Here is a 19,068-nt window from a genome sequence, read left to right as displayed (position 1 = left end):
ACATGCATTCAGCGCCAGTCGCCGCGCAGGGCCTGCACCATCTGCTGGAGCCCCTCAGGCGTGGCCGCCTCAGGCGGCACCGGCTCGCCCACCACCAGTTCCAGCCGGTTCAGGATGCCGCGGCGGAACGGCCGCGACATCGCCGGTGCGTCCTTGCGGGAGAAGAAGCTGCCCCACAGCCCGCGCAGCGCCATCGGCACCACCGGCACCGGCGTGCGGCGGATGATCTGCTGCACGCCCTGGCGGAACGGGTTGATCTCGCCGGTGGCGGTGATCTTGCCCTCCGGGAAGATACAGACCAGGTCGCCCTCCTCCAGTGCCTGCGCCACGCTGTCATACGCGCGCTTGAGCATGTCCGGGTGTTCGTGCGCGGGCGCGATCGGGATTGCGCGGGCCTGGCGGAAGAACCACGACAGCAGCGGCACGCTGAAGATGCGGTAGTCCATCACGAAGCGCACCGGGCGCGGGCTGCATGCCATCAGCACCACCGCATCGGCAAAGCTGACATGGTTGCAGACCAGCACCGCCGGGCCGTCGGCGGGAATGCGCTCGGCGTTCACGCGGCGCAGCCGGTACAGGGTGTGGACCAGGATCCAGGCGATAAAACGCAGCAGGAATTCCGGCACCAGCGAGTAGATATAGACCGCCACCACCGCATTGAGCAGCCCCACCACCAGATACAGCTGCGGGATGCTGTAGCCGGCCAGCGCCATCGCCACGCCCAACAGCGACGCCGCGATCATGAAGAAGCTGTTCAGGATGTTGTTGGCGGCGATGATGCGCGCGCGGTGCGTGGGCGCGCTGCGGCTCTGGATCAGCGCGTACAGCGGCACGCTGTAGAAGCCGCCGAACATCGCCAGCAGGAACAGGTCGGCCAGCACGCGCCAGTGGCGCGCCTCGGCCAGGAAGCCGCCGATGCCGGTGAGCGCGCCCGGTGGCTGCCCCTGGCTGGCAAAGTACAGGTCGATGGCGAACACCGTCATGCCGATCGAGCCGAACGGCACCAGCCCGACTTCCACATGGCGCCCGGACAGCCGCTCGCACAGCAGCGAGCCGGTGCCGATGCCCAGCGAGAACACCGCCAGCAGCAGCGTGACCACATTCTGGTCGCCGCCCAGCACGTCCTTGGCATAGCTGAAGAAGGAGGTCAGGAAGGTCGCGCCCAGGAACCACAGCCACGAAATCCCGAGCAGGCTCTGGAATACCGTGCGATTGCCGTGCGCCAGCACCAGGTTGCGCCAGGTCTCGGAAAAAGGATTCCAGTTGATGCGCAGTTCCGGCTGGGGCGCTGGCGACACCGGGATCCGGCCCGACACGACTCGCCCCGCCACGGCGATCGCCACGCACACGGCGCCGACATACAGCGGCCCCACCACCGTGCCGCCCTGCTGCAATCCTGCCAGCTCGCCGCCGATCAGCGTGCCGATCAGGATCGCGACAAAGGTGCCCATCTCGACCAGCCCGTTGCCGCCGACCAGCTCGCTTTCATCCAGGTGCTGCGGCAGGTAGGCAAACTTGACCGGCCCGAACAGCGTCGAATGCAGCCCCATCAGGAAGGTGCCGGCGTAGAGCAGCGGCGCGCTGTGCCAGGCAAAGCCGGCCAGGCCAAGCACCATGATGGCGATTTCCAGCGACTTCACCAGCCGGATCAGGCGCGACTTCTCCATCTTGTCGGCGACCTGCCCGCTGGTGGCTGAGAACAGCACGAACGGCGCGATAAAGATGGCCGAGATCAGGAAGGCGGCGCTGCGCGCGTCCACGCCCTCGAACAGCGCCGTGTGGTAGGTCACCAGCGAGGTGAAGGCGACCTTGAAGACGTTGTCGTTCATCGCCCCCAGGAACTGGGTCCAGAAAAAGGGGGCGAAGCGGCGCGCGCCGAGCAGTCGGAACTGGCTGTGTTGGCTCATGGATGACCGGTCGGCCTGCTGGGGCCGCCGCGGAAATGGAAACGCCGGCAAGTTTGCCGGAGCCGGAAACCGGCCGCCATCATGCCACCACCACGCGGCCGCGCGGCGCCAGTCGCAACAATTTTCCGAAGGAAGCTACAGGATGGGCTGCCCCGCCGCCGGGGCGGGCGCAGGCCGGGCGTTCAGGGCCGCTCTTCCGGCCAGTCGCGGATATAGGCCTTGAGCATCTTGTTCTCGAAGCTCTGGTCCTCGACCACCGCCTTGGCGACGTCGTAGAATGAAATCACGCCCATCAGCGTGCGATTGTCGAGCACCGGCAGGTAGCGGGTGTGACGCTCAAGCATCATCCGGCGCACCTCGTTGACGTCGGTTTCCATCGTGCAGGTCAGTGGCGCATCGTCCATCACCTTGCGGATGCTGCTGGTGCCGAGGGTGCCGCCGTTGCGGGCCAGGGTCTCGATGATCTCGCGGAAAGTCAGCATGCCGACCAGGTCGCCGTATTCCATGACCACCAGCGAGCCGATATCGCGCTCGGCCATGGTGTTGGCGGCGATCAGCAAGGAGGTGTCAGGCGTCACGGTGTAGAGCGTATTGCCCTTGATCTGCAGGATGTCGCTGACTTTCATGTTGGTCTCCGCTGCCTTGTACTGAGCTGTGCCGAACTGCGCTGAAAGCATCGCGGGGCGATGCCGGCCACTTCGTTATCTGTTTAGGGATGTGCGGGCAGAGATGCCCGTGCGACCGATCCTAGCCCAAACCAGCCGGCAAAGTAAAGCAGGAGGCCGGTTTGCGGGTGATGGCGCAGCGTGGGCGCGCGCACGATGCTACGATGCTGGCCGGAGATAACTACACCCGACCGACCATGTCCGGAACCCGCTTCGACACGCTGGCGCTGCACGCCGGCGCCGCGCCAGACCCCGCCACCGGGGCGCGCGCCACCCCTATCCACCTGACCACCTCCTTCGTGTTCCGCGACAGCGAGCATGCTGCATCGCTGTTCAACATGGAGCGCGCGGGCCACGTCTATTCGCGCATTTCCAACCCGACCGTGGCCGTGCTGGAAGAGCGCATCGCCGCGCTGGAGAACGGCGCCGGCGCGATCGCCACCGCCTCGGGCCAGGCCGCGCTGCACCTTGCCGTGGCCACGCTGATGGGCGCCGGCTCGCACGTGGTGGCCTCGTCGGCACTGTATGGCGGCTCGCACAACCTGCTGCACTACACGCTGCGCCGCTTCGGCATCGAGACCACCTTCGTCAAGGCGCGCGACATCGACGCCTGGCGCGCCGCGATCCGCCCCAATACCAAACTGCTGTTCGGCGAGACGCTGGGCAACCCGGGGCTGGACGTGCTCGACATCCCCACGCTGGCGCAACTCGGCCAGGACAACGGCATCCCGCTGCTGGTCGATTCCACCTTCACCACGCCCTACCTGCTGCGCCCCTTCGATCTCGGCGCCGGCCTGCTCTACCATTCCGCGACCAAGTTCCTGGGCGGCCACGGCACCACCATCGGCGGCGTGCTGGTGGAAGGCGGCACGTTCGACTTCGAGAAGTCGGGCCGCTTCCCGGAGCTGTCAGAGCCGTACGAAGGCTTCCACAACATGGTGTTCACCGAGGAAAGCACGGTGGCGCCCTTCCTGCTGCGCGCGCGCCGCGAAGGCCTGCGCGACTTTGGCGCCTGCATGAACCCGATGGCGGCATGGCAGTTGCTGCAGGGCGTGGAGACGCTGCCGCTGCGCATGAGCCGCCACGTCGACAACACCCGCAAGGTGGTGCAGTTCCTGGCCTCAAACCCGATGGTGGAGTCGGTGTCGTACCCCGAGCTGGAATCGCACCCCGACTATGAACTGGCCAAGCGCCTGCTGCCGCGCGGCTGCGGCGCGGTGTTCAGCTTCAACCTGAAGGGCAACCGCCTGGCGGGCCAGCGCTTCATCGAAAGCATGTCGCTGTTCTCGCACCTGGCCAACGTCGGCGATGCGCGCTCGCTGGTGATCCACCCGGCGTCGACCACGCACTTCCGCATGGACGCGGCGGCGCTGCAGTCGGCCGGCATCGCCGAGGGCACGATCCGCCTGTCGATCGGCCTGGAAGACCCGGACGACCTGATCGACGACCTCAAGCGCGGCCTGAAGGCCGCCGAGAAGACCATGAGCAAGGGAGGTCAGGCCTGATGGAACTGAACGTTGCAGGCCAGCCGGCCTACGCCTATACCGGCGGCAAACCCTTCGATCCCGCCCTGCCCTGCGCCGTGTTCGTCCATGGCGCACAGAACGACCACAGCGTGTGGGCGCTGCAGACGCGCTGGTTCGCCAACCACGGTTTTTCCGTGCTGGCGGTGGACCTGCCCGGCCATAACCGCAGCCAGGGCACGCCGCTGGCCACCGTCGAGGCCATGGCCGACTGGGTGATGGAGCTGGTGGCTGCCGCCGGCGTCAAGGCGCCGGCCTTCGTGTTCGGGCACAGCATGGGCTCGCTGATCGCGCTGGAATGCGCGGCGCGGCATCCGCAGGCGGTTCGCGGCATTGCCCTGCTGGCCACGGCCTATCCGATGAAGGTTTCCGATGCGCTGCTCGATGCGTCGCTGAACCGTGAGAGCGAGGCCATCGCCATGGTCAACGCCTGGTCGCATTCGAGCCTGGCCAACAAGCCCTCGTCGCCGGGTCCGGGCGCGTGGATGCACGGCGGCAGCCAGCGGCTGATGGAGCGCGTGTCGCGCAACAACCCGCAGGCGCATGTGTTCCACAACGACTTCTCCGCCTGCAATGCCTACGCGCACGGCGAGGAAGCCGCTGCCGCGGTGGCCTGCCCGGCGCTGTTCATCACCGGCAGCAAGGACATGATGACCTCGCCCAAGGCGGCGCAGGCCCTGGCCGGCAAGATGGGCAAGGCGAGCATGGTGTCGGTACCGTGCGGCCATGCGCTGATGGGCGAGCGCCCGGACGAAGTGCTGGACGCGCTGGCGGGCTTCGCCCGCAAGGTGGTTGCGGCCGGCTGACGCCGCACAGGATGGCCGGCCGGCTGCCGGCGGCCATCCTCCCTTCAGGGGCATGGAAGGTCTACACTGCACAAAACAAGACCTGCCGGAGACAGCCATGGCCCACGCCCGCGCGCGCGAGTTCGCGAACTTCGCGGCCTTCTACCCCTACTACCTGAGCGAGCACCAGGACCGTACCTGCCGGCGGCTGCATTTCATCGGCTCCACCGTGGCGCTGCTGTGCCTGGTGGCGCTGGTAGTGACCGGCAACGCGTGGTGGTTGCTGGGCGCCGTGGTCGCCGGCTACGCCTTCGCCTGGGCCGGCCATTTCGGCTTCGAGAAAAACCGGCCGGCGACCTTCCGCCATCCGCTCTACAGCCTGATGGGCGACTGGGTCATGTACGCCGATATCTGGCGCGGCAAGATCCCGTTCTGACCACGGGCGACCTTGCCCGCGGCCTGCGGAGTCACACCTGCCCGTGCCAGCCCGGCGGCACCACTTCCAGCGTGCGCCGCTGCTGCGCGGCGTCGTCCGCTGCCGGTGGCAGGCCGGCTGGTTGCTGGTTGAAGACCGCCTCCAGCGTCTGGTCCAGCTGCGGGTTGTCCAGCACCGACCTGAGCGAGTCGGCGCCACGCAGGTGTTGCGCCAATGCCGTGCGCGGCAGCCGCGGAAGATTCAGCACCAGCCGGTCGTACAGCATGCGCAGCGTTACCTGCGACGGATCGCACAGCAGTGCCCAGTGGGCCTGCCCGCCCTCCTGCTGCAGCCGCCCGACCAGGTGCATGGTCTTGAGCTTGCCGAGCAGCCCCGCCAGGTAATCCGCTTCCACGCGCAGCTTGCGTCCCAGGTCGAGTTCGCCCACGCTGCGCGGGACCTCGTCGCGGGCGCGGTAGAGCAGCAGCAGCACGCCCAGCGCATCGAAGAACTCGCTGCCGGCAAAGGTGCGGCGGCGCCAGTAGCCCTGCCGGATCACCGGCATGTTGGCGGCGATGGTGGCGCCCAGCAGCGTCACCAGCCAGCTCAGGTAGATCCACAGCAGGAAGATCGGCAGCGCGGCAAAGGTGCCGTAGACCGCCGTATAGGCCGGAATATGCGTGATGAAATAGCCGAAGCCGCGCTTGGCGAACTCGAACGCGATCGCCGCCACCACGCCCGCGACGATGGCATCGCGCCACTCCACGTAGGCGTTGGGCACCGCGGTGTACAGAAAAGCAAAGGCCAGCGCCGACAGCACCACCGGGGTCGCGCTCACCAGCAGCCCGAGCCCCACCGGCATGGTGCCGACGTAGCCGGCCGAAATCGAGATCAGGTACGAACTGATCGACAGGCTGGCGCCGATCAGCACGGGGCCGAAGGTCAGCACCGCCCAGAACACCAGCACCCGCTGCGCCAGCGGACGGCGCTGCTTGACGCGCCAGATCGCGTTGAGCGCGTCTTCCACCGTCAGCATGGTCAGCACCGACGTCACCATCAGCCCGCCCAGGCCCATCGCTGTCAGCCCGCGCGCGCTTTTGGCGAACTGGCCGATATAGCGCGAGATCGATTCGCTGACGTTGCCGGGGATCAGGTTCTGGAACAGGAACGCCTCGATGGCATTGCGGAATTCGCGGAACACCGGGAACGCGGCCAGCAGCGCGAACGCCACCGTCAGCACCGGCACCACGGCAAGCACGGTGGTAAAGGTCAGGCTCGCGGACACCTGCGGCAGCCGGTCCTCGCCGGCGCGGCGTACGACATAGCGCGCCAGTGCGCGGACCTTCTGCAGGTTCCATTCCCTGCGCAGACGGGCAACGCGGGTACCAAGCATGCGGCAGCAATCTCCTCGTGGATGGATCGGTAGTTGTGAACGATGGCATCGGCCGGCAAGCGGACCGGCGACTGCCGGGATGCGGAAGCGGCGCTTCGCGGGGGAGCGCGCGCGGGGGCACATCTATAATACGCGCATTGCCTGCGGCACCGCCGCCCCTTTCCGGCAGCGCCGGCCATCCCGCTCCATGACCGACATCCTCGTCCTGTACTACAGCCGCCACGGCAGCACCCGCAAACTCGCCGAACTGATCGCCCACGGCGTCGACAGCGTCCCCGGCGCCCAGGCGCGCCTGCGCACGGTGCCGCCGGTCTCAACAGTATGCGAAGCCACCGCTTCCGACATTCCCGCCGACGGCCCGCCCTATGCAGAGTTGCGCGACCTGGAAGAATGCGCGGGCCTGGCGCTGGGGAGCCCCACGCGCTTCGGCAACATGGCCGCCCCGGTCAAGTACTTCCTGGACGGCACCGTGGCCCAGTGGCTGTCGGGCGCGCTGTCCGGCAAGCCCGCCTGCGTGTTCACCGCCACCGGCAGCCTGCACGGCGGCCAGGAGACCACGCTGCTGTCGATGATGCTGCCGCTGCTGCACCACGGCATGCTGATCATGGGCCTGCCCTATTCCGAGAAGGGCCTGATGACGACCACGTCGGGTGGCACGCCTTACGGCCCCAGCCACCATGCCTACGTCGACAACCGCGGCCCCATCACCGACGACGAGTCGGCACTGGCCATGGCCATGGGCCGGCGCCTGGCGCAAGCCGCGCTGCGCTTGTCCGGAGCGCACGCATGAACGCGCCCGGCGACAGCGACAACACGCTGCACAGCCCCTGGCTGCACCGGATCAGCGCTGGCAGCCTGGTGGCGCTGATGGTGCTGTGCATTGCCTGGGAATGGTTTTTGGCGCCGCTGCGTCCAGGCGGCTCGTGGCTGATCATCAAGTTCCTGCCGCTGCTGCTGCCGCTGCGTGGCGTGCTGACGCGCAACCGCTACACCATGCAGTGGTCGTCGATGCTGATCCTGCTGTTCTTCACCGAGGGCATCGTGCGCGCGACCAGCGACCGCGGCTTCTCGGCGAGGCTGGCCTGGGTGGAGGTGGCGCTGACGCTGGTGTTCTTCGTCAGCACCATCCTGTACCTGCGGCCGTACAAGCGCCGCGCCCGCGCGGCCACCAAGGCAGCTGCAAAAGAACGCTGAGCCAGCGCTCCCCATGCAATCGATTCCCCGCCCATGACCTCGTCCCAAGACTCCTTCCTCGCCCTTTGCCGCGCGGCGCTCGGCCCGCAGCACGTGCTGACCGAGGCCGCCGACAAGGCTCCTTACCTGACCGACTGGCGCAAGCGCTATAGCGGCGAGGCGCTGGCCGTGCTGCGTCCCGGCACCACCGAGGAAGTCGCCGCCGCGGTCCATGCCTGCCATGCGCACAAGGTGGCGGTGGTGCCGCAGGGCGGCAATACCGGCCTGTGCGGCGGCGCCACGCCGGCGGCCGGGCGCGATACGGTGGTGCTGTCGCTGCAGCGGCTCAACCGCATCCGCCAGATCGATCCGCTCAACAACACCATCACGGTCGAAGCCGGCGTGGTGCTGCAGCACCTCCAGGACGTGGCACGCGAGCACGGCCGGCTGTTCCCGCTGAGTCTCGCGGCCGAGGGCAGCTGCACCATCGGCGGCAACCTGTCGACCAACGCCGGCGGCACCGCGGTGCTGCGCTACGGCAACACGCGCGAGCTGTGCCTGGGGCTGGAGGTGGTGACGCCGACGGGCGACACCTGGCATGGCCTGCGCGGCCTGCGCAAGGACAATACCGGCTACGACCTGCGCGACCTGTATATCGGCGCCGAAGGCACGCTCGGCATCATCACCGCCGCCGTGATGAAGCTGTTCCCGCTGCCGCGCGCCTCGGTCACCGCGCTGGCCGCGGTGCAGAGCCCGCGCGCCGCATTGGCGCTGCTGGCGATCGCGCAGTCGCATGCGGGGGCGATGCTGACCGGCTTCGAGCTGATGTCGGCGCGCTGCATGGCGCTCGTGACGCAGCACTACCCCCAGCTGCGCTACCCGTTCGCCGACATCCACCCGCAGCTGGTGCTGATGGAGCTGTCCGACAGCGAAGGCGAAGCCCACGCGCGCGGCATCTTCGAAACGCTGATGAATGCCGCCTTCGACTCTGGCGTGGTGCTTGACGCCGTGGTGGCCGAGTCGGTGCAGCAGTCGCGCGATTTCTGGAACCTGCGCGAGCATATCCCGCTGGCGCAGGTCGAGGACGGCAAGAACATCAAGCACGATATCGCCGTGCCGGTCTCGCGCGTGGCGGACTTCATCGAGACCACCGACGCGCTGCTGCAGAACGCCTTCCCCGGCGCGCGCATGGTGACCTTCGGCCACCTTGGCGACGGCAACCTGCACTACAACGTCTCGCCGCCGGAAGGCGTCGACCATGACGCCTTCCTTGCCAACCAGGACCAGGTCAACCGCATCGTGCACGACAGCGTGCGCTCGCACTTCGGCTCGATCTCGGCCGAGCACGGCGTGGGCCAGCTCAAGCGCGAGGAACTGCAGCACTACAAGAGCGAGGTCGAGCTGACGCTGATGCGCGCAATCAAGGGCGCGCTGGACCCGCTGGGGCTGATGAATCCGGGCAAGGTGCTCTGAGCACGCTCATGCGCCGCGCGCCAGCTCCGCGCGTATGTGGTCTGCCACGCGCTCGAGCAACTGATCCAGATGGCCGCGCAGCCGGGCAAACCCGGCATGCGGCACGAAGCGTGCCTCGTCCAGGTACAGCGCGCGGTTGATCTCGATCTGCAGGCTGTAGCGCCCGCGCGCCGGATCCGAATACGCCGTCACCAGTTCCGCGCCTTTGTACGGCCAGTTGATGCCGACATGGTAGCCAAGGCCGCGCAGGCATTGCCCCACCAGCTCGATAAACGCTTCCGGGCAGGTAGCGCCGTCGCGGTTGCTGAGGACGAAGTCCGGCCGCTCCGAGCCGTAGTCCACGTTCATGGCATTGCCGCGCGATTTCATCGAATGGCAGTCGAGATGCCACACCGCGCCGAAGCGCGCATGGTGCGCCGCCATCGCGCTGGCAAGCGCGGCATGGTAGGGATCGTAGTAGGTCTTCAGCAGTTGCTCGGCCATGGCTGGCGACAGCGGCGCGCCGTAGACCGGCACGCCCGGCAGCGCCAGCCGGCGCAGCACACCCATGCCGCGCCCGGCCTTGTCACTGGGCCGCAGCGCGAACGGCATGGCGCCGTCGACCAGCGCCGGATCGATATCGTCGCGGGCGCGGTTCACGTCCACCAGCCAGCGCGGGAACTCCGCGCACAGCAGCGTGCCGCCCACCGCCGGCGCATGCCCGAACAGCTTGTCGACATAGGCGTCCCAGCCCGTCAGCAGGGCTTCGGGCGGCGCGGCCAGCGGCAGCGCGGACGGCAGGCTGCCGGCGCGGGCCTGCCCGCTGTGCGGAGAATCGATTACCAGCGGCAACGCCCCGCCAGCCGGTTCGGTAAGCGTATAAGGAAACGTCATGCTCAGAATTTATGCTGGATGCCGATGCCGGCCGTGGTCACGGTATCGCCGGCCTTGTGCGAGTTCGGGTCTTCGCGGTCGAAGAACACATAGGGCATGGTGCGCTTGCTGAGACGGTAGCCATAGGCTGCCTGCACCTTTGTCAGCCGGCCTTGCAGGTCGCGCTGCACCGCGCGCTCCATGTAGTTGACGGTCAGGCTGTGCGCGCCGTACGGTACGGTGAAGCCAACCAGCCAGTACGGCACGTCGGTGCGCGTGGTGGCGGTGCCGACGTAGCGGTCGCGCCCGTAGAGCCCATACACGTTGACCACGGTGAAGTCGTAGGACGCCACCGCCTGCACCTTGTCGCGGAAGTCGTTGGAGACCAGCCCGCCGGTCTTGGCATCGCGCGAATAGCCCAGGCCCGCGGAAAAATTGCCTGCCGCGTAGTTCAGGCCGATGTCGACCTGGCGGAAATCGTCTTCCGCCTTCACCGGCGAGCCGGCGTTGGGCGTGGCCGGATCGGGGCCCGCCAGGTTCACGCGCGCCCGCACGGAAAAGCCGCCGAAGTCTGGCGTCATGTAGCCGAGCGCATTGGACACGCGGTTGCGCGCATTCAGCACCTTGGTGCCAATCGCGGTGGCGCCGGCATCGTGGATGGCAAAGTCCACGTTCTGCGTCACCTGCGAATAGATCGGCGAACCGACGATGGTCGCCGAATCCAGCCGTCCCAACGCAAATGCGCCGAAGCCGCCCTGCAGCCCGACGAAGGCATTGCGGAACTGCGGGTTGGTGGCCATGCCGCTGTCGGCGGAAAAGCCCTGCTCCAGCCCGAACGCGGCGCGCAGGCCGCCGCCGAGGTCTTCGCTGCCGCGCATGCCCCAGCGCGAGGCGTTGTCGACCATCTGCGTGGCCGGGCCGTCCGGTCCCTTCTGGTATTCGACGTCGGTGTCGAGGCGACCGTACAGCGCCACCGATGCGTCGGCCGCGGCTGACAGCAGCGCCAGCGCGCTACCGATGCACGCATGGCGTACCTGCCGCCGAAATGGGTTGACTTGAGGTTTGACTTGAATCATGGCCCTTCTCCCTTTCCCTCGTTGGCGATGCATGACTTCCCCCGTTGGATCTCCCGTCTGCCGTCGTCTTGTTCCTGCGCGCAGCGCGAACGCTCCCCCACCGACCCGCCACGGCGGGATGGCAGCGCAAGTCACGGAGCGAGGCGCGGCCGCGCGCGGCGGCTAGCTAGTCGTTCAGGTGGCAGGCGGACAGGCGTCCGCCGATATCGCGCAGCACCGGCACTTCGGCGGCGCAGCGTGCGCTGGCATGCGGACAGCGCGGATGGAAGGCGCAGCCGCTGGGCGGCGCCAGCGGGCTCGGCAACTCGCCGCGGATCGGCTGGTGGCTGGCAGCGCCGCCACCCAGCCGCGGCGCGTCGGCCAGCAGCGCGCGGGTGTAGGGATGGTTGGGCGCGCCGAACACGGTACGGGCATCGCCGCTCTCGACGACGCGGCCCAGGTACATGATCGCGACGCGGTCGGACATATGCTCCACCACCGCCAGGTTGTGGCTGATAAAGACGTAGGTCAGCCCGTGCTCGCGCCGCAGCTGCATGAACAGGTTGATAATCTGCGCCTGCACCGAGACGTCGAGCGCGGACACGGCTTCATCGCAGATCAGCAGCCGCGGGCGCAGCGCCAGCGCGCGGGCGATCGCCACGCGCTGGCGCTGGCCGCCGGAGAACTCGTGCGGATAGCGTTCGGCGTAGCTGGGGTCGAGTCCGACCTGCTGGAGCAGATCGCCGGCCAACCCCGCGGCCCGCGCGCGGCTGGCCAGGCGATGGTAGACCGCGCCCTCGGTGATGGCCTGGCCGATGCGCAGCCGTGGATTGAGCGAGGCATAGGGATTCTGGAACACCATCTGCACCGCGCGGTGGTAGCCGGCCGATGCAACATCCGCGCGCCGCCCTTCCCACGCGATTTCGCCGCCGCTCTGCCGCAGCAGCCCGGCCAGCATGCGGCCCAGCGTGGATTTGCCGCAACCGGACTCGCCGACCACGCCCAGCACCTCGCCCTTGCACACCTGCAGCGAGACCTCGTTGACGGCATGCACCGCCTGCACCGTCTTACCGGCCATGCGGCCGAGCAGGCCGGGCTTGAGCGAAAAGCGTTTTTGCAACTGGCGCGTTTCCAGCAGGACAGTCATACGGCCTCCAGGGGATAAAAGCAGCGCAGCGCACGGCCGCGCACCACGGTTGCCGCGGGCGGCTGGTTGCAGGCCTCGCGCACGCGCGGGCAGCGCGGTGCGAAGGCGCATCCCGGGGGCAGCGCCGCCAATGCGGGCGCGGCCCCGGGGATCGCGCGCAGCGTGGCGCCGCGCATTTCAGGCGTGGGCAACGAGTCGAGCAGCCCGCGCGTGTACGGATGCAGCGGCCGCGCGATCAGCTCGGCCACCGGCCCCTGCTCCACCACCTTGCCGGCGTACATCACACAGACCCGGTCGACCAGGTCCTTGACCACGGCCAGGTCATGGCTGATCCAGATCGCGGCGGCGCCGGTCTCGCGCACCAGCTGCTTCATCTCGAAAAGGATCTGCGCCTGGATGGTGACGTCCAGCGCCGTGGTGGGCTCGTCGGCAATGATCAGGTCAGGCCGGTTGATCAGCGCATTGGCGATCGCCACGCGCTGGCGCATGCCACCGGACAGCTCGTGCGGATAGGAGCGCATGCGCTCCTGCGGCGCCGGGATGCCCACGCGCGCCAGCGCATCGACCGCCTGCGCGTGCGCCTGCGCGCGGGTGCGGCGGTGGTGCACCCGCACGGTCTCGACCAGCTGGTCGCCGACGCGCATCACCGGGTTCAGCGACATCATCGGGTCCTGGAACACCATCGCGATGCGATCGCCGCGCAGCGCCTGCCACTGGCGCGCCGAGCACGACAGCAGTTCCTGCCCCTTGAAGCGGATCGAGCCGCCGGTGACGCGCCCGGGTGGGTCCAGCAGGTTCATCAGCGAGAACGCCGTCACCGACTTGCCCGAACCGGACTCGCCGACGATGCCGAGGATTTCACCCGGCTCCAGCGTGAACGCGACATCGTCGACGGCTTTGAGTGGCTTGCGTCCCGCCTTGGCGAAAGCGAAGGTGGTGCTCAGCCCGGAGACTTCCAGTAGTGCCATGTGTGTCTCCGTGGCCTCAGCCGTCCAGCCGCGGGTTCATCACGCGGCGCAGGCGGTCGCCCACCAGGTTGATCGAGCCGATCAGCAACACCAGGGCCACGCCCGGGAAGATGCTGATCCAGTACTTGTTCGACAGCATGTATTCGAAGCCGTTGGCGATCAGCATGCCGAGTGACGGCTGCGTGCGCGGCAGGCCGATGCCGAGGAAGCTCATGGTCGCTTCCAGCGTGATCGCATGCGCGATCTGCAGCGTGCCGGTCACCACCAGCGGTGCCATGCAGTTGGGCAGGATATGGCGGAACATCACGCGCAGCGCCGGCAGCCCCTGGCCCAGCGCCGCCTCGACATACTCCTTGCGCCGCTCCACCTGCGCCGCGCCGCGCACCGTGCGGGCAAAGTAGGCCCACTGCACGATCACCAGCGCCAGCAGCGTCTTGTCCACGCCCTGCCCCAGCACCGCCAGCAGGATCAGCGCCACCAGCACCGCGGGCAGGCTCAGTTGCAGGTCGACCACGCGCATGATCGCGGCATCGACGATGCCGCCGAAGTAGGCCGCGGCCAGGCCGACCGCACTGCCGACCATCAGCGCCACCACCGCGCTGATGACGCCGACGCCCACGCTGATGCGGATGCCATAGAAGATCGCGCTGACCAGGTCGCGGCCGGCGCCGTCGGTGCCGAGCCAGTAGTGCGTGTTGGCTTCATAGCCGGCGCTGCCGGGCGGCAACTCGGAGTCGATCACCGACACCGTGGCCAGGTCGTACGGGTCCTGCGGGCTGATGACATGGGCCAGCGCGGCGATCAACAGCAGGACCACGAGCAGCACCAGTGAAGCCGCCGCGACGCGGTTGGCGACGAAGCGCCGCAGCAGCGAGGGCCGCACCGGTGGCGGCGGCACGGCAGGCGCGGCGGTTGCCGCCAGCGCCGGCGCCGGCGCCGGCGCCGGCGCCGGCGCGGCAGTGTCAGGTTGGGATGCAGGCAGGGACATCGATGGGTTCTCGTTTGTGGGTCCGGTTCGTTCTTTTGCTTCTGTGGGGGATGGTGGATGCAGCCGGGCTCAGCCCGCCTTGTGGCGCAGGCGCGGATCGAGCACCACATAAAGCAGGTCGACCACCAGGTTCAGCACCACGAACAGCACCAGCGTGACCAGCAGGTAAGCCACCACCACCGGGCGGTCCAGCGCCAGCACCGAATCGATGATCAGCTTGCCCATGCCCGGCCACGAGAACACCGACTCGGTCACCACCGAGAAGGCGATCAGGTGCCCGAATTCCAGCCCGACCACGGTGACGATCGGGATCAGCACATTGGGCACCACGTGGCGCAACACCAGCCGCGCGCCGCCCACGCCCTTGGCGCGGGCAAACTTGATGTACTCCTGCCCCGCCACTTCGCGCGTGCCGGCTTCGGCCAGCCGCGCCACCAGCGAGATCTTGAACAGCGACAGCGTCAGCGCCGGCAGCAGCAGGAAGCGGATGCCCTCCCAGCTGGTCACCGACAGCGGGATGCCCAGCACGGTGCTGACCGGCCCGCGCCCACCCGATGGCAGCCAGCCCAGGTTCACCGAGAACACCAGGATGCCGATCATGCCCACCCAGAACGTCGGCATGATCACGCCGCCCAGCGAGCCCGCCATCAGCGCGCGCGCCAGCCGGCTATCCGGCCTGAGCCCGGCGAACACGCCCATCGGGATGCCGATGCCCAGCGACAGCAGCAGCGCGGTCACAGCCAGCTCCAGCGTGGCCGGCACGCGGCTGACGATCAGCTCGATCGCGGGACGGTTGTAGATAAAGGAATCGCCCAGGTCGCCGCGCAGCGCGCCCTGCGTGAAGCGCAGGTATTGCTGCAGCACCGGCAGGTCCAGCCCGAGCGCGTGGCGCGCGTCGGCGATTTCCTGCTCGGTGGCGGTGGGGCTGACCAGCGTCAGGCGGAAACCGTCGGGATAGCCGGCTTGCGCGAGCAGCCTGCGCACCTGCGCGGCATCGGCGCGCGGCGCGGGCACGGCCGGAGCAAAGCCGAAAAAGCCTGCCGGCACCATCTGCCCGGCCGGCACCGAATCGCCCTTGGTCACGCGCGCGGCGATCAGGTCGCGGTCGATCGCGAGACTGATGGCCTGGCGCACGCGCACGTCGCGCAACGGATTGGCGGGCAGCGGCCGGCCGGCGGCATCCTGCACATAGGGCGAGACCGCCCGCCCCTGGTCGAGCTGCAGGTAGTTGAGCATGTACGACGTCGTCGACACCGTGCGGATGCGGCCGTTGGTACGCGCGAAGGCCTCGGCAATGCTGGCCGAAGAGGCATCGATCACATCCACCAGCCCCGACAGCAGCGCCGACGCACGCGCCGGCTCCTTGGGAATGAACTGGAACACCACGCGGTCCCATGGCTGCGCGCCGCCCCAGTAGCCGGGGTTGCGCGCCAGCGTCAGCTGCTGCCCATGCTCCCACGCCACCAGCCGGAACGGGCCGGTGCCGATGCTGGCCTGGCCATGGGCGAAGTCTGCCTCGCGCACGCCCTGTCCCAACCCGTGCGGCAGCATCGCCACCATGCCGATGTTCTGCGGCAGCACCGGGTTGGGCGTGCGGGTGCGCACGCGCAGCGTCAGCTGGCCCGTGGCCTCGACCGCCTCGATGGATTTCAGGTAGGTGCGGAAGGTGCGCGCGCCCGGCAGCTTGCGCGCACGCTCGATCGAATAGCGAGCGTCCTCCGCGGTGAACGGCGCTCCATTACTGAACTTCACCCCCGGGCGCAGCTGGAATTCCCAGTTGTGGTCATCCAGCTGGCGCCAGCTGGTGGCCAGCAGCGGCACCGGGCGCAGGGCGTTGTCGAGGCCGACCAGGGTCTCGTACACGTGACCCCAGAGGTTGCGGCCAGCGGCGTCGAGCACGTGCGGGTCGGCAGCGCTGACCTCGGCTTTGTAGCCGATGCGCAGTTCGGCGGCATGCGCGGGATGGTTCCCGCCCACCAGTGTGGACAAGGCAAACGCAGTAGCCATCGCGGCCCTGGAAAATCTCGCTGATCGAAACATTGTTTCATTTACCGATACGATGTGTCGGAGAATAAAACATTCGGCTGCCGCCAGTAACGAGGGTTTACCCGGCAAGACAAAATGAGGACAAAAAAATAGCGGCGCCGAAGCGCCGCCCATGACCGGACAACTGTTACGCGGCCGCGGCGTCAGCCGCCGGCAAATCCCAGTGCCCGCGACAGCGCCGCGGCCTCTTCCACCACCATCGCGACATGCCTGGCGAGCGCCTCGGGCGTGGTCCGGCTGGCCGGGCTGGCAATGCTCAGCGATGCCACCACCGCACCGCTGTGGTCGTGCAATGGCGCCGCCGCCGATACCGCATCGGCATCGCGCTCGCCCAGCGACACGGCGTGCCCGGCGGCACGGATCGCGGCAAGTTCGTCGCGCAGCTGCTCGGCGCTGGCAATGGTGCGCTCGGTAAAGCGCTCCAGGCCCTGCGCCGCCACGGCGTCGGCCACCTCGGGCGCGGCGAAAGCCAGCAGCAGCTTGCCCGAGGCGCCCACATGCAGCGGCCGCCGGTTGCCGACTTCGGTATGCACGCGCACCGATTGCGACGATTCGTGCCGCGCCACGCAGACTGATTCCAGCCCGTCGCGCACGCGCACGATCACGTTTTCGCCGCAGGCCGCGCCGATCGCGGCCAGCCGCGGTGCCACCACCTTGACCAGGTCGAACTGGTCGCGCGCGGCATTGCCCACCAGCAAGGCGTTGTAGCTGAGCTTGTAGACCGCGGCCGCGGGCTCGCGCGCGATCATGCCGCGATGCTCCAGCGTGGCCAGCAGGCGAAAGGCACGGGCCTTGGTCAGCCCCGCGCGGCGGGCCAGCTCGGTTACCCCCAGCGAAGGATGTTCGGCCACCAGCATCAGCAGGCCCAGCGCCTCGTCCACCGCGTCAACGATGTATGTCATCGAGTCTTTTTGCATGTATTCAGAAATGTCCCATGCGGATTGTAGCGGCCGGCGCCAACAGCGGGGCGGCGCGCTTCCGTCTGGCAAACACTGCCTTCGGCATATCCGAATTCCATAATCGCCGGGCGTCGCACAATACAGCCAACCCGGCCTGACCATGCGCCGGCCCAAGGACAAGAAGGCAAGAACGGAGACAACGGTGTACCTGACCCGAGCCCTGCACCGCTCGCTGCAACAGCAGCCGGACGAAATCGTTACCATCTTCCGCGGCCGGCGCCGCAGCTATCGCGAGTTCTGCGCGCGCGTCGCGCGCCTGGCCGGCGCGCTGCAGGCGCTGGGCATGCGGCCGAACGACCGCGTCGGCATCCTGGCGCAGAACTCGGACCGCTACCTCGAGTTCGCCATGGCCGCCTGGTGGGGCGGCGGCGTGCTCAACCCCGTCAACGTGCGCTGGAGCGTGCCGGAGGTGGTCTACTCGCTCGATGATTGCGACACCGGCATCCTGGTGGTCGACGACCAGTTCCTGCCGATGGCCGACGGCATCCGCGCCACGGCGCGGCGCGAACCGGTGCTGATCCATGCCGGCGACGGCGACGCGCCCGCCGGCATGCTGTCTTACGAGCGGCTGATCGACGACGCCGCACCGGTGCCGGATGCGGAGCGCGGCGGCGACGACCTCGCCATCGTCATGTACACCGGTGGCACCACGGGCTTTCCCAAGGGCGTCATGCAGACCCACAGCTCGCTGTGGTGCGGCACCCTGCAGCGCATGGCCGACACCCCGCCGCTGAAAGGCGGCCGCGTGCTGCATACCAATCCGTTCTTCCATATCGCCGCGATCGCGCGCGTGCTGATGCAGTTCATCGCCGGCGAGACCCACGTGATCCTGCCGTCGTTCGAAGCGCGCGAGGTATTGGAAACTATCGAGCGCGAACGCATCACCGAGCTGGGCATGGTGCCGACCACCATCCAGATGCTGATCCACCACCCGGACTTTCCCTCGCGCGACCTCGGCAGCGTACAGCGGCTGGGGTATGGCGCGTCGCCAATCAGCGCCGCGGTGCTGGAACAGGCCATGGAAAAGCTGCCCGGCGTCGAATTCGCGCACTCGTACGGCATGACCGAGTCGATGATCGTCACTACCAACCCGCCAGGCAACCATGGCAGCACGGCGCGCGCGCAGGGATTGCACCTGTCGGCCGGATGCGCCGGCATCGGCATCGAGGTGAAGATAGCGGACGCTGAAGGCAACGAAGTGCCGCGCGGCACCGTCGGCGAGATCCTGGTGCGCAGCGGCGGCGTCACGCCCGGCTACTGGAACCGGCCCGAAGACACCGCCCGCGCGCTGCGCGACGGCTGGCTGCATACCGGCGACGGCGCGTACATGAACGAGCAGGGCTATATCTTTATCGTCGACCGCATCAAGGACATGATCGTCAGCGGCGGCGAGAACGTCTATTCGGCCGAGGTGGAGAACGTCATCGGCCGCCATCCCGCGGTGGCGATGAGCGCGGTGATCGGCGTGCCGCACGAGAAATGGGGCGAGGCCGTGCATGCCGTGGTGGTGCTGAAGGCTGGCGCGCAGGCGACGGAAGAAGAAATCCGCGAGCACTGCCGCGCGCATATCGCCGGCTACAAATGCCCGAAGAGCATCGAGTTCCGCCAGGCGCTGCCGCTGTCCGGTGCCGGCAAGATCCTCAAGCGGGACCTGCGCGCACCGCACTGGGAAGGCAAGGCACGCGCGGTGAACTGAGCGCGGCTGGCACGAGGGTGGCC

At 68.2% G+C, this 19,068-nt stretch carries 17 protein-coding genes; 7 read left to right on the top strand and 10 right to left on the bottom strand.

Annotated features, from left to right (window positions below; all coding sequences use genetic code 11):
* Window positions 1-8: 8 nt before the first annotated feature.
* Both CTP10_RS05660 and CTP10_RS05655 read right to left on the bottom strand, forming a co-directional pair.
* Window positions 9-1,907, bottom strand: coding sequence for an MFS transporter (locus tag CTP10_RS05660; RefSeq protein ID WP_116317703.1), 1,899 nt, complete (start codon window positions 1,905-1,907; stop codon window positions 9-11).
* A 182-nt stretch (window positions 1,908-2,089) separates the two neighbouring features.
* Window positions 2,090-2,533, bottom strand: coding sequence for a CBS domain-containing protein (locus CTP10_RS05655; RefSeq protein WP_116317702.1), 444 nt, complete (start codon window positions 2,531-2,533; stop codon window positions 2,090-2,092).
* A gap of 236 nt (window positions 2,534-2,769) precedes the next feature.
* On the opposite strand from CTP10_RS05655, the gene CTP10_RS05650 reads away from it, so the two are divergent.
* From CTP10_RS05650 to CTP10_RS05640, 3 genes are all read left to right on the top strand, one after another.
* Window positions 2,770-4,077, top strand: coding sequence for an O-acetylhomoserine aminocarboxypropyltransferase (locus tag CTP10_RS05650; RefSeq protein WP_116317701.1), 1,308 nt, complete (start codon window positions 2,770-2,772; stop codon window positions 4,075-4,077).
* Window positions 4,077-4,901 (top strand): alpha/beta fold hydrolase, encoded by an 825-nt coding sequence (locus tag CTP10_RS05645; protein ID WP_116317700.1) that lies wholly within the window; start codon window positions 4,077-4,079, stop codon window positions 4,899-4,901. The genes CTP10_RS05650 and CTP10_RS05645 overlap by 1 nt, the downstream gene beginning before the upstream one ends.
* A 97-nt stretch (window positions 4,902-4,998) precedes the next feature.
* Window positions 4,999-5,316 carry an Mpo1-like protein gene (locus CTP10_RS05640; protein WP_116317699.1) on the top strand — a complete coding sequence of 106 codons (318 nt, stop codon included), beginning with the start codon at window positions 4,999-5,001 and terminating at the stop codon, window positions 5,314-5,316.
* A gap of 31 nt (window positions 5,317-5,347) precedes the next feature.
* Here the strand turns inward: CTP10_RS05640 and CTP10_RS05635 are convergent, their stop codons facing one another.
* Window positions 5,348-6,688: a YihY family inner membrane protein gene (locus CTP10_RS05635; RefSeq protein ID WP_116317698.1), complete on the bottom strand. Its 1,341-nt coding sequence runs from the start codon at window positions 6,686-6,688 to the stop codon at window positions 5,348-5,350.
* 187 nt (window positions 6,689-6,875) lie between these two features.
* On the opposite strand from CTP10_RS05635, the gene wrbA reads away from it, so the two are divergent.
* Genes wrbA through CTP10_RS05620 form a run of 3 tightly spaced genes read left to right on the top strand, consistent with a single transcriptional unit; the run spans window position 6,876 to window position 9,334 of the window.
* Window positions 6,876-7,478, top strand: a complete 603-nt coding sequence (gene wrbA, locus CTP10_RS05630) for an NAD(P)H:quinone oxidoreductase (protein ID WP_116317876.1) — start codon at window positions 6,876-6,878, stop codon at window positions 7,476-7,478.
* Window positions 7,475-7,882 (top strand): DUF2069 domain-containing protein, encoded by a 408-nt coding sequence (locus CTP10_RS05625; protein WP_116317697.1) that lies wholly within the window; start codon window positions 7,475-7,477, stop codon window positions 7,880-7,882. Before wrbA ends, CTP10_RS05625 begins: the two co-directional genes overlap by 4 nt.
* A 33-nt stretch (window positions 7,883-7,915) precedes the next feature.
* Window positions 7,916-9,334: an FAD-binding oxidoreductase gene (locus CTP10_RS05620; RefSeq protein WP_116317696.1), complete on the top strand. Its 1,419-nt coding sequence runs from the start codon at window positions 7,916-7,918 to the stop codon at window positions 9,332-9,334.
* 6 nt (window positions 9,335-9,340) lie between these two features.
* Here the strand turns inward: CTP10_RS05620 and CTP10_RS05615 are convergent, their stop codons facing one another.
* From CTP10_RS05615 to CTP10_RS05585, 7 genes are all read right to left on the bottom strand, one after another.
* Complete coding sequence (locus tag CTP10_RS05615; protein ID WP_116317695.1) at window positions 9,341-10,207, bottom strand: N-formylglutamate amidohydrolase; 867 nt, start codon at window positions 10,205-10,207, stop codon at window positions 9,341-9,343.
* Between the two features lie 2 nt (window positions 10,208-10,209).
* Window positions 10,210-11,262 carry a porin gene (locus tag CTP10_RS05610; RefSeq protein ID WP_116317694.1) on the bottom strand — a complete coding sequence of 351 codons (1,053 nt, stop codon included), beginning with the start codon at window positions 11,260-11,262 and terminating at the stop codon, window positions 10,210-10,212.
* A 166-nt stretch (window positions 11,263-11,428) separates the two neighbouring features.
* The gene (locus CTP10_RS05605) at window positions 11,429-12,388 is read right to left on the bottom strand and encodes an ABC transporter ATP-binding protein (RefSeq protein WP_116317693.1); all 960 of its coding nucleotides are present in this window, start codon (window positions 12,386-12,388) and stop codon (window positions 11,429-11,431) included.
* The gene (locus CTP10_RS05600; RefSeq protein ID WP_116317692.1) at window positions 12,385-13,356 is read right to left on the bottom strand and encodes an ABC transporter ATP-binding protein; all 972 of its coding nucleotides are present in this window, start codon (window positions 13,354-13,356) and stop codon (window positions 12,385-12,387) included. The genes CTP10_RS05605 and CTP10_RS05600 overlap by 4 nt, the downstream gene beginning before the upstream one ends.
* A 16-nt stretch (window positions 13,357-13,372) precedes the next feature.
* Window positions 13,373-14,344: an ABC transporter permease gene (locus CTP10_RS05595; RefSeq protein ID WP_116317691.1), complete on the bottom strand. Its 972-nt coding sequence runs from the start codon at window positions 14,342-14,344 to the stop codon at window positions 13,373-13,375.
* Between the two features lie 69 nt (window positions 14,345-14,413).
* Window positions 14,414-16,351: an ABC transporter substrate-binding protein gene (locus CTP10_RS05590; protein WP_233527963.1), complete on the bottom strand. Its 1,938-nt coding sequence runs from the start codon at window positions 16,349-16,351 to the stop codon at window positions 14,414-14,416.
* A 182-nt stretch (window positions 16,352-16,533) separates the two neighbouring features.
* Entirely contained in the window at window positions 16,534-17,292 is a 759-nt protein-coding gene (locus CTP10_RS05585; protein ID WP_116317689.1) for an IclR family transcriptional regulator, read from the bottom strand.
* Window positions 17,293-17,491: 199 nt separating this feature from the next.
* Between CTP10_RS05585 and CTP10_RS05580 the strand changes: the two genes are divergently transcribed.
* Window positions 17,492-19,045 (top strand): long-chain-fatty-acid--CoA ligase, encoded by a 1,554-nt coding sequence (locus CTP10_RS05580; protein ID WP_116317688.1) that lies wholly within the window; start codon window positions 17,492-17,494, stop codon window positions 19,043-19,045.
* Window positions 19,046-19,068 lie beyond the last annotated feature (23 nt).

The sequence above is a fragment of the Cupriavidus sp. P-10 genome (genome assembly GCF_003402535.2).
Lineage (GTDB): Bacteria > Pseudomonadota > Gammaproteobacteria > Burkholderiales > Burkholderiaceae > Cupriavidus.
Note: the sequence above shows the minus strand (reverse complement) of the source record. Positions and strands in the feature narration are given on the sequence as shown.

Coding starts and splice junctions, on each gene's coding strand:
- CTP10_RS05645 (WP_116317700.1), top strand. CDS start 4,077: ATGGAACTGAACGTTGCAGGCCAGCCGGCCTACGCCTATACCGGCGGC.
- CTP10_RS05585 (WP_116317689.1), bottom strand. CDS start 17,292: ATGACATACATCGTTGACGCGGTGGACGAGGCGCTGGGCCTGCTGATG.
- CTP10_RS05655 (WP_116317702.1), bottom strand. CDS start 2,533: ATGAAAGTCAGCGACATCCTGCAGATCAAGGGCAATACGCTCTACACC.
- CTP10_RS05615 (WP_116317695.1), bottom strand. CDS start 10,207: ATGACGTTTCCTTATACGCTTACCGAACCGGCTGGCGGGGCGTTGCCG.
- CTP10_RS05610 (WP_116317694.1), bottom strand. CDS start 11,262: ATGATTCAAGTCAAACCTCAAGTCAACCCATTTCGGCGGCAGGTACGC.
- CTP10_RS05660 (WP_116317703.1), bottom strand. CDS start 1,907: ATGAGCCAACACAGCCAGTTCCGACTGCTCGGCGCGCGCCGCTTCGCC.
- CTP10_RS05650 (WP_116317701.1), top strand. CDS start 2,770: ATGTCCGGAACCCGCTTCGACACGCTGGCGCTGCACGCCGGCGCCGCG.
- CTP10_RS05635 (WP_116317698.1), bottom strand. CDS start 6,688: ATGCTTGGTACCCGCGTTGCCCGTCTGCGCAGGGAATGGAACCTGCAG.
- wrbA (WP_116317876.1), top strand. CDS start 6,876: ATGACCGACATCCTCGTCCTGTACTACAGCCGCCACGGCAGCACCCGC.
- CTP10_RS05640 (WP_116317699.1), top strand. CDS start 4,999: ATGGCCCACGCCCGCGCGCGCGAGTTCGCGAACTTCGCGGCCTTCTAC.
- CTP10_RS05605 (WP_116317693.1), bottom strand. CDS start 12,388: ATGACTGTCCTGCTGGAAACGCGCCAGTTGCAAAAACGCTTTTCGCTC.
- CTP10_RS05625 (WP_116317697.1), top strand. CDS start 7,475: ATGAACGCGCCCGGCGACAGCGACAACACGCTGCACAGCCCCTGGCTG.
- CTP10_RS05620 (WP_116317696.1), top strand. CDS start 7,916: ATGACCTCGTCCCAAGACTCCTTCCTCGCCCTTTGCCGCGCGGCGCTC.
- CTP10_RS05595 (WP_116317691.1), bottom strand. CDS start 14,344: ATGTCCCTGCCTGCATCCCAACCTGACACTGCCGCGCCGGCGCCGGCG.
- CTP10_RS05600 (WP_116317692.1), bottom strand. CDS start 13,356: ATGGCACTACTGGAAGTCTCCGGGCTGAGCACCACCTTCGCTTTCGCC.
- CTP10_RS05590 (WP_233527963.1), bottom strand. CDS start 16,351: ATGGCTACTGCGTTTGCCTTGTCCACACTGGTGGGCGGGAACCATCCC.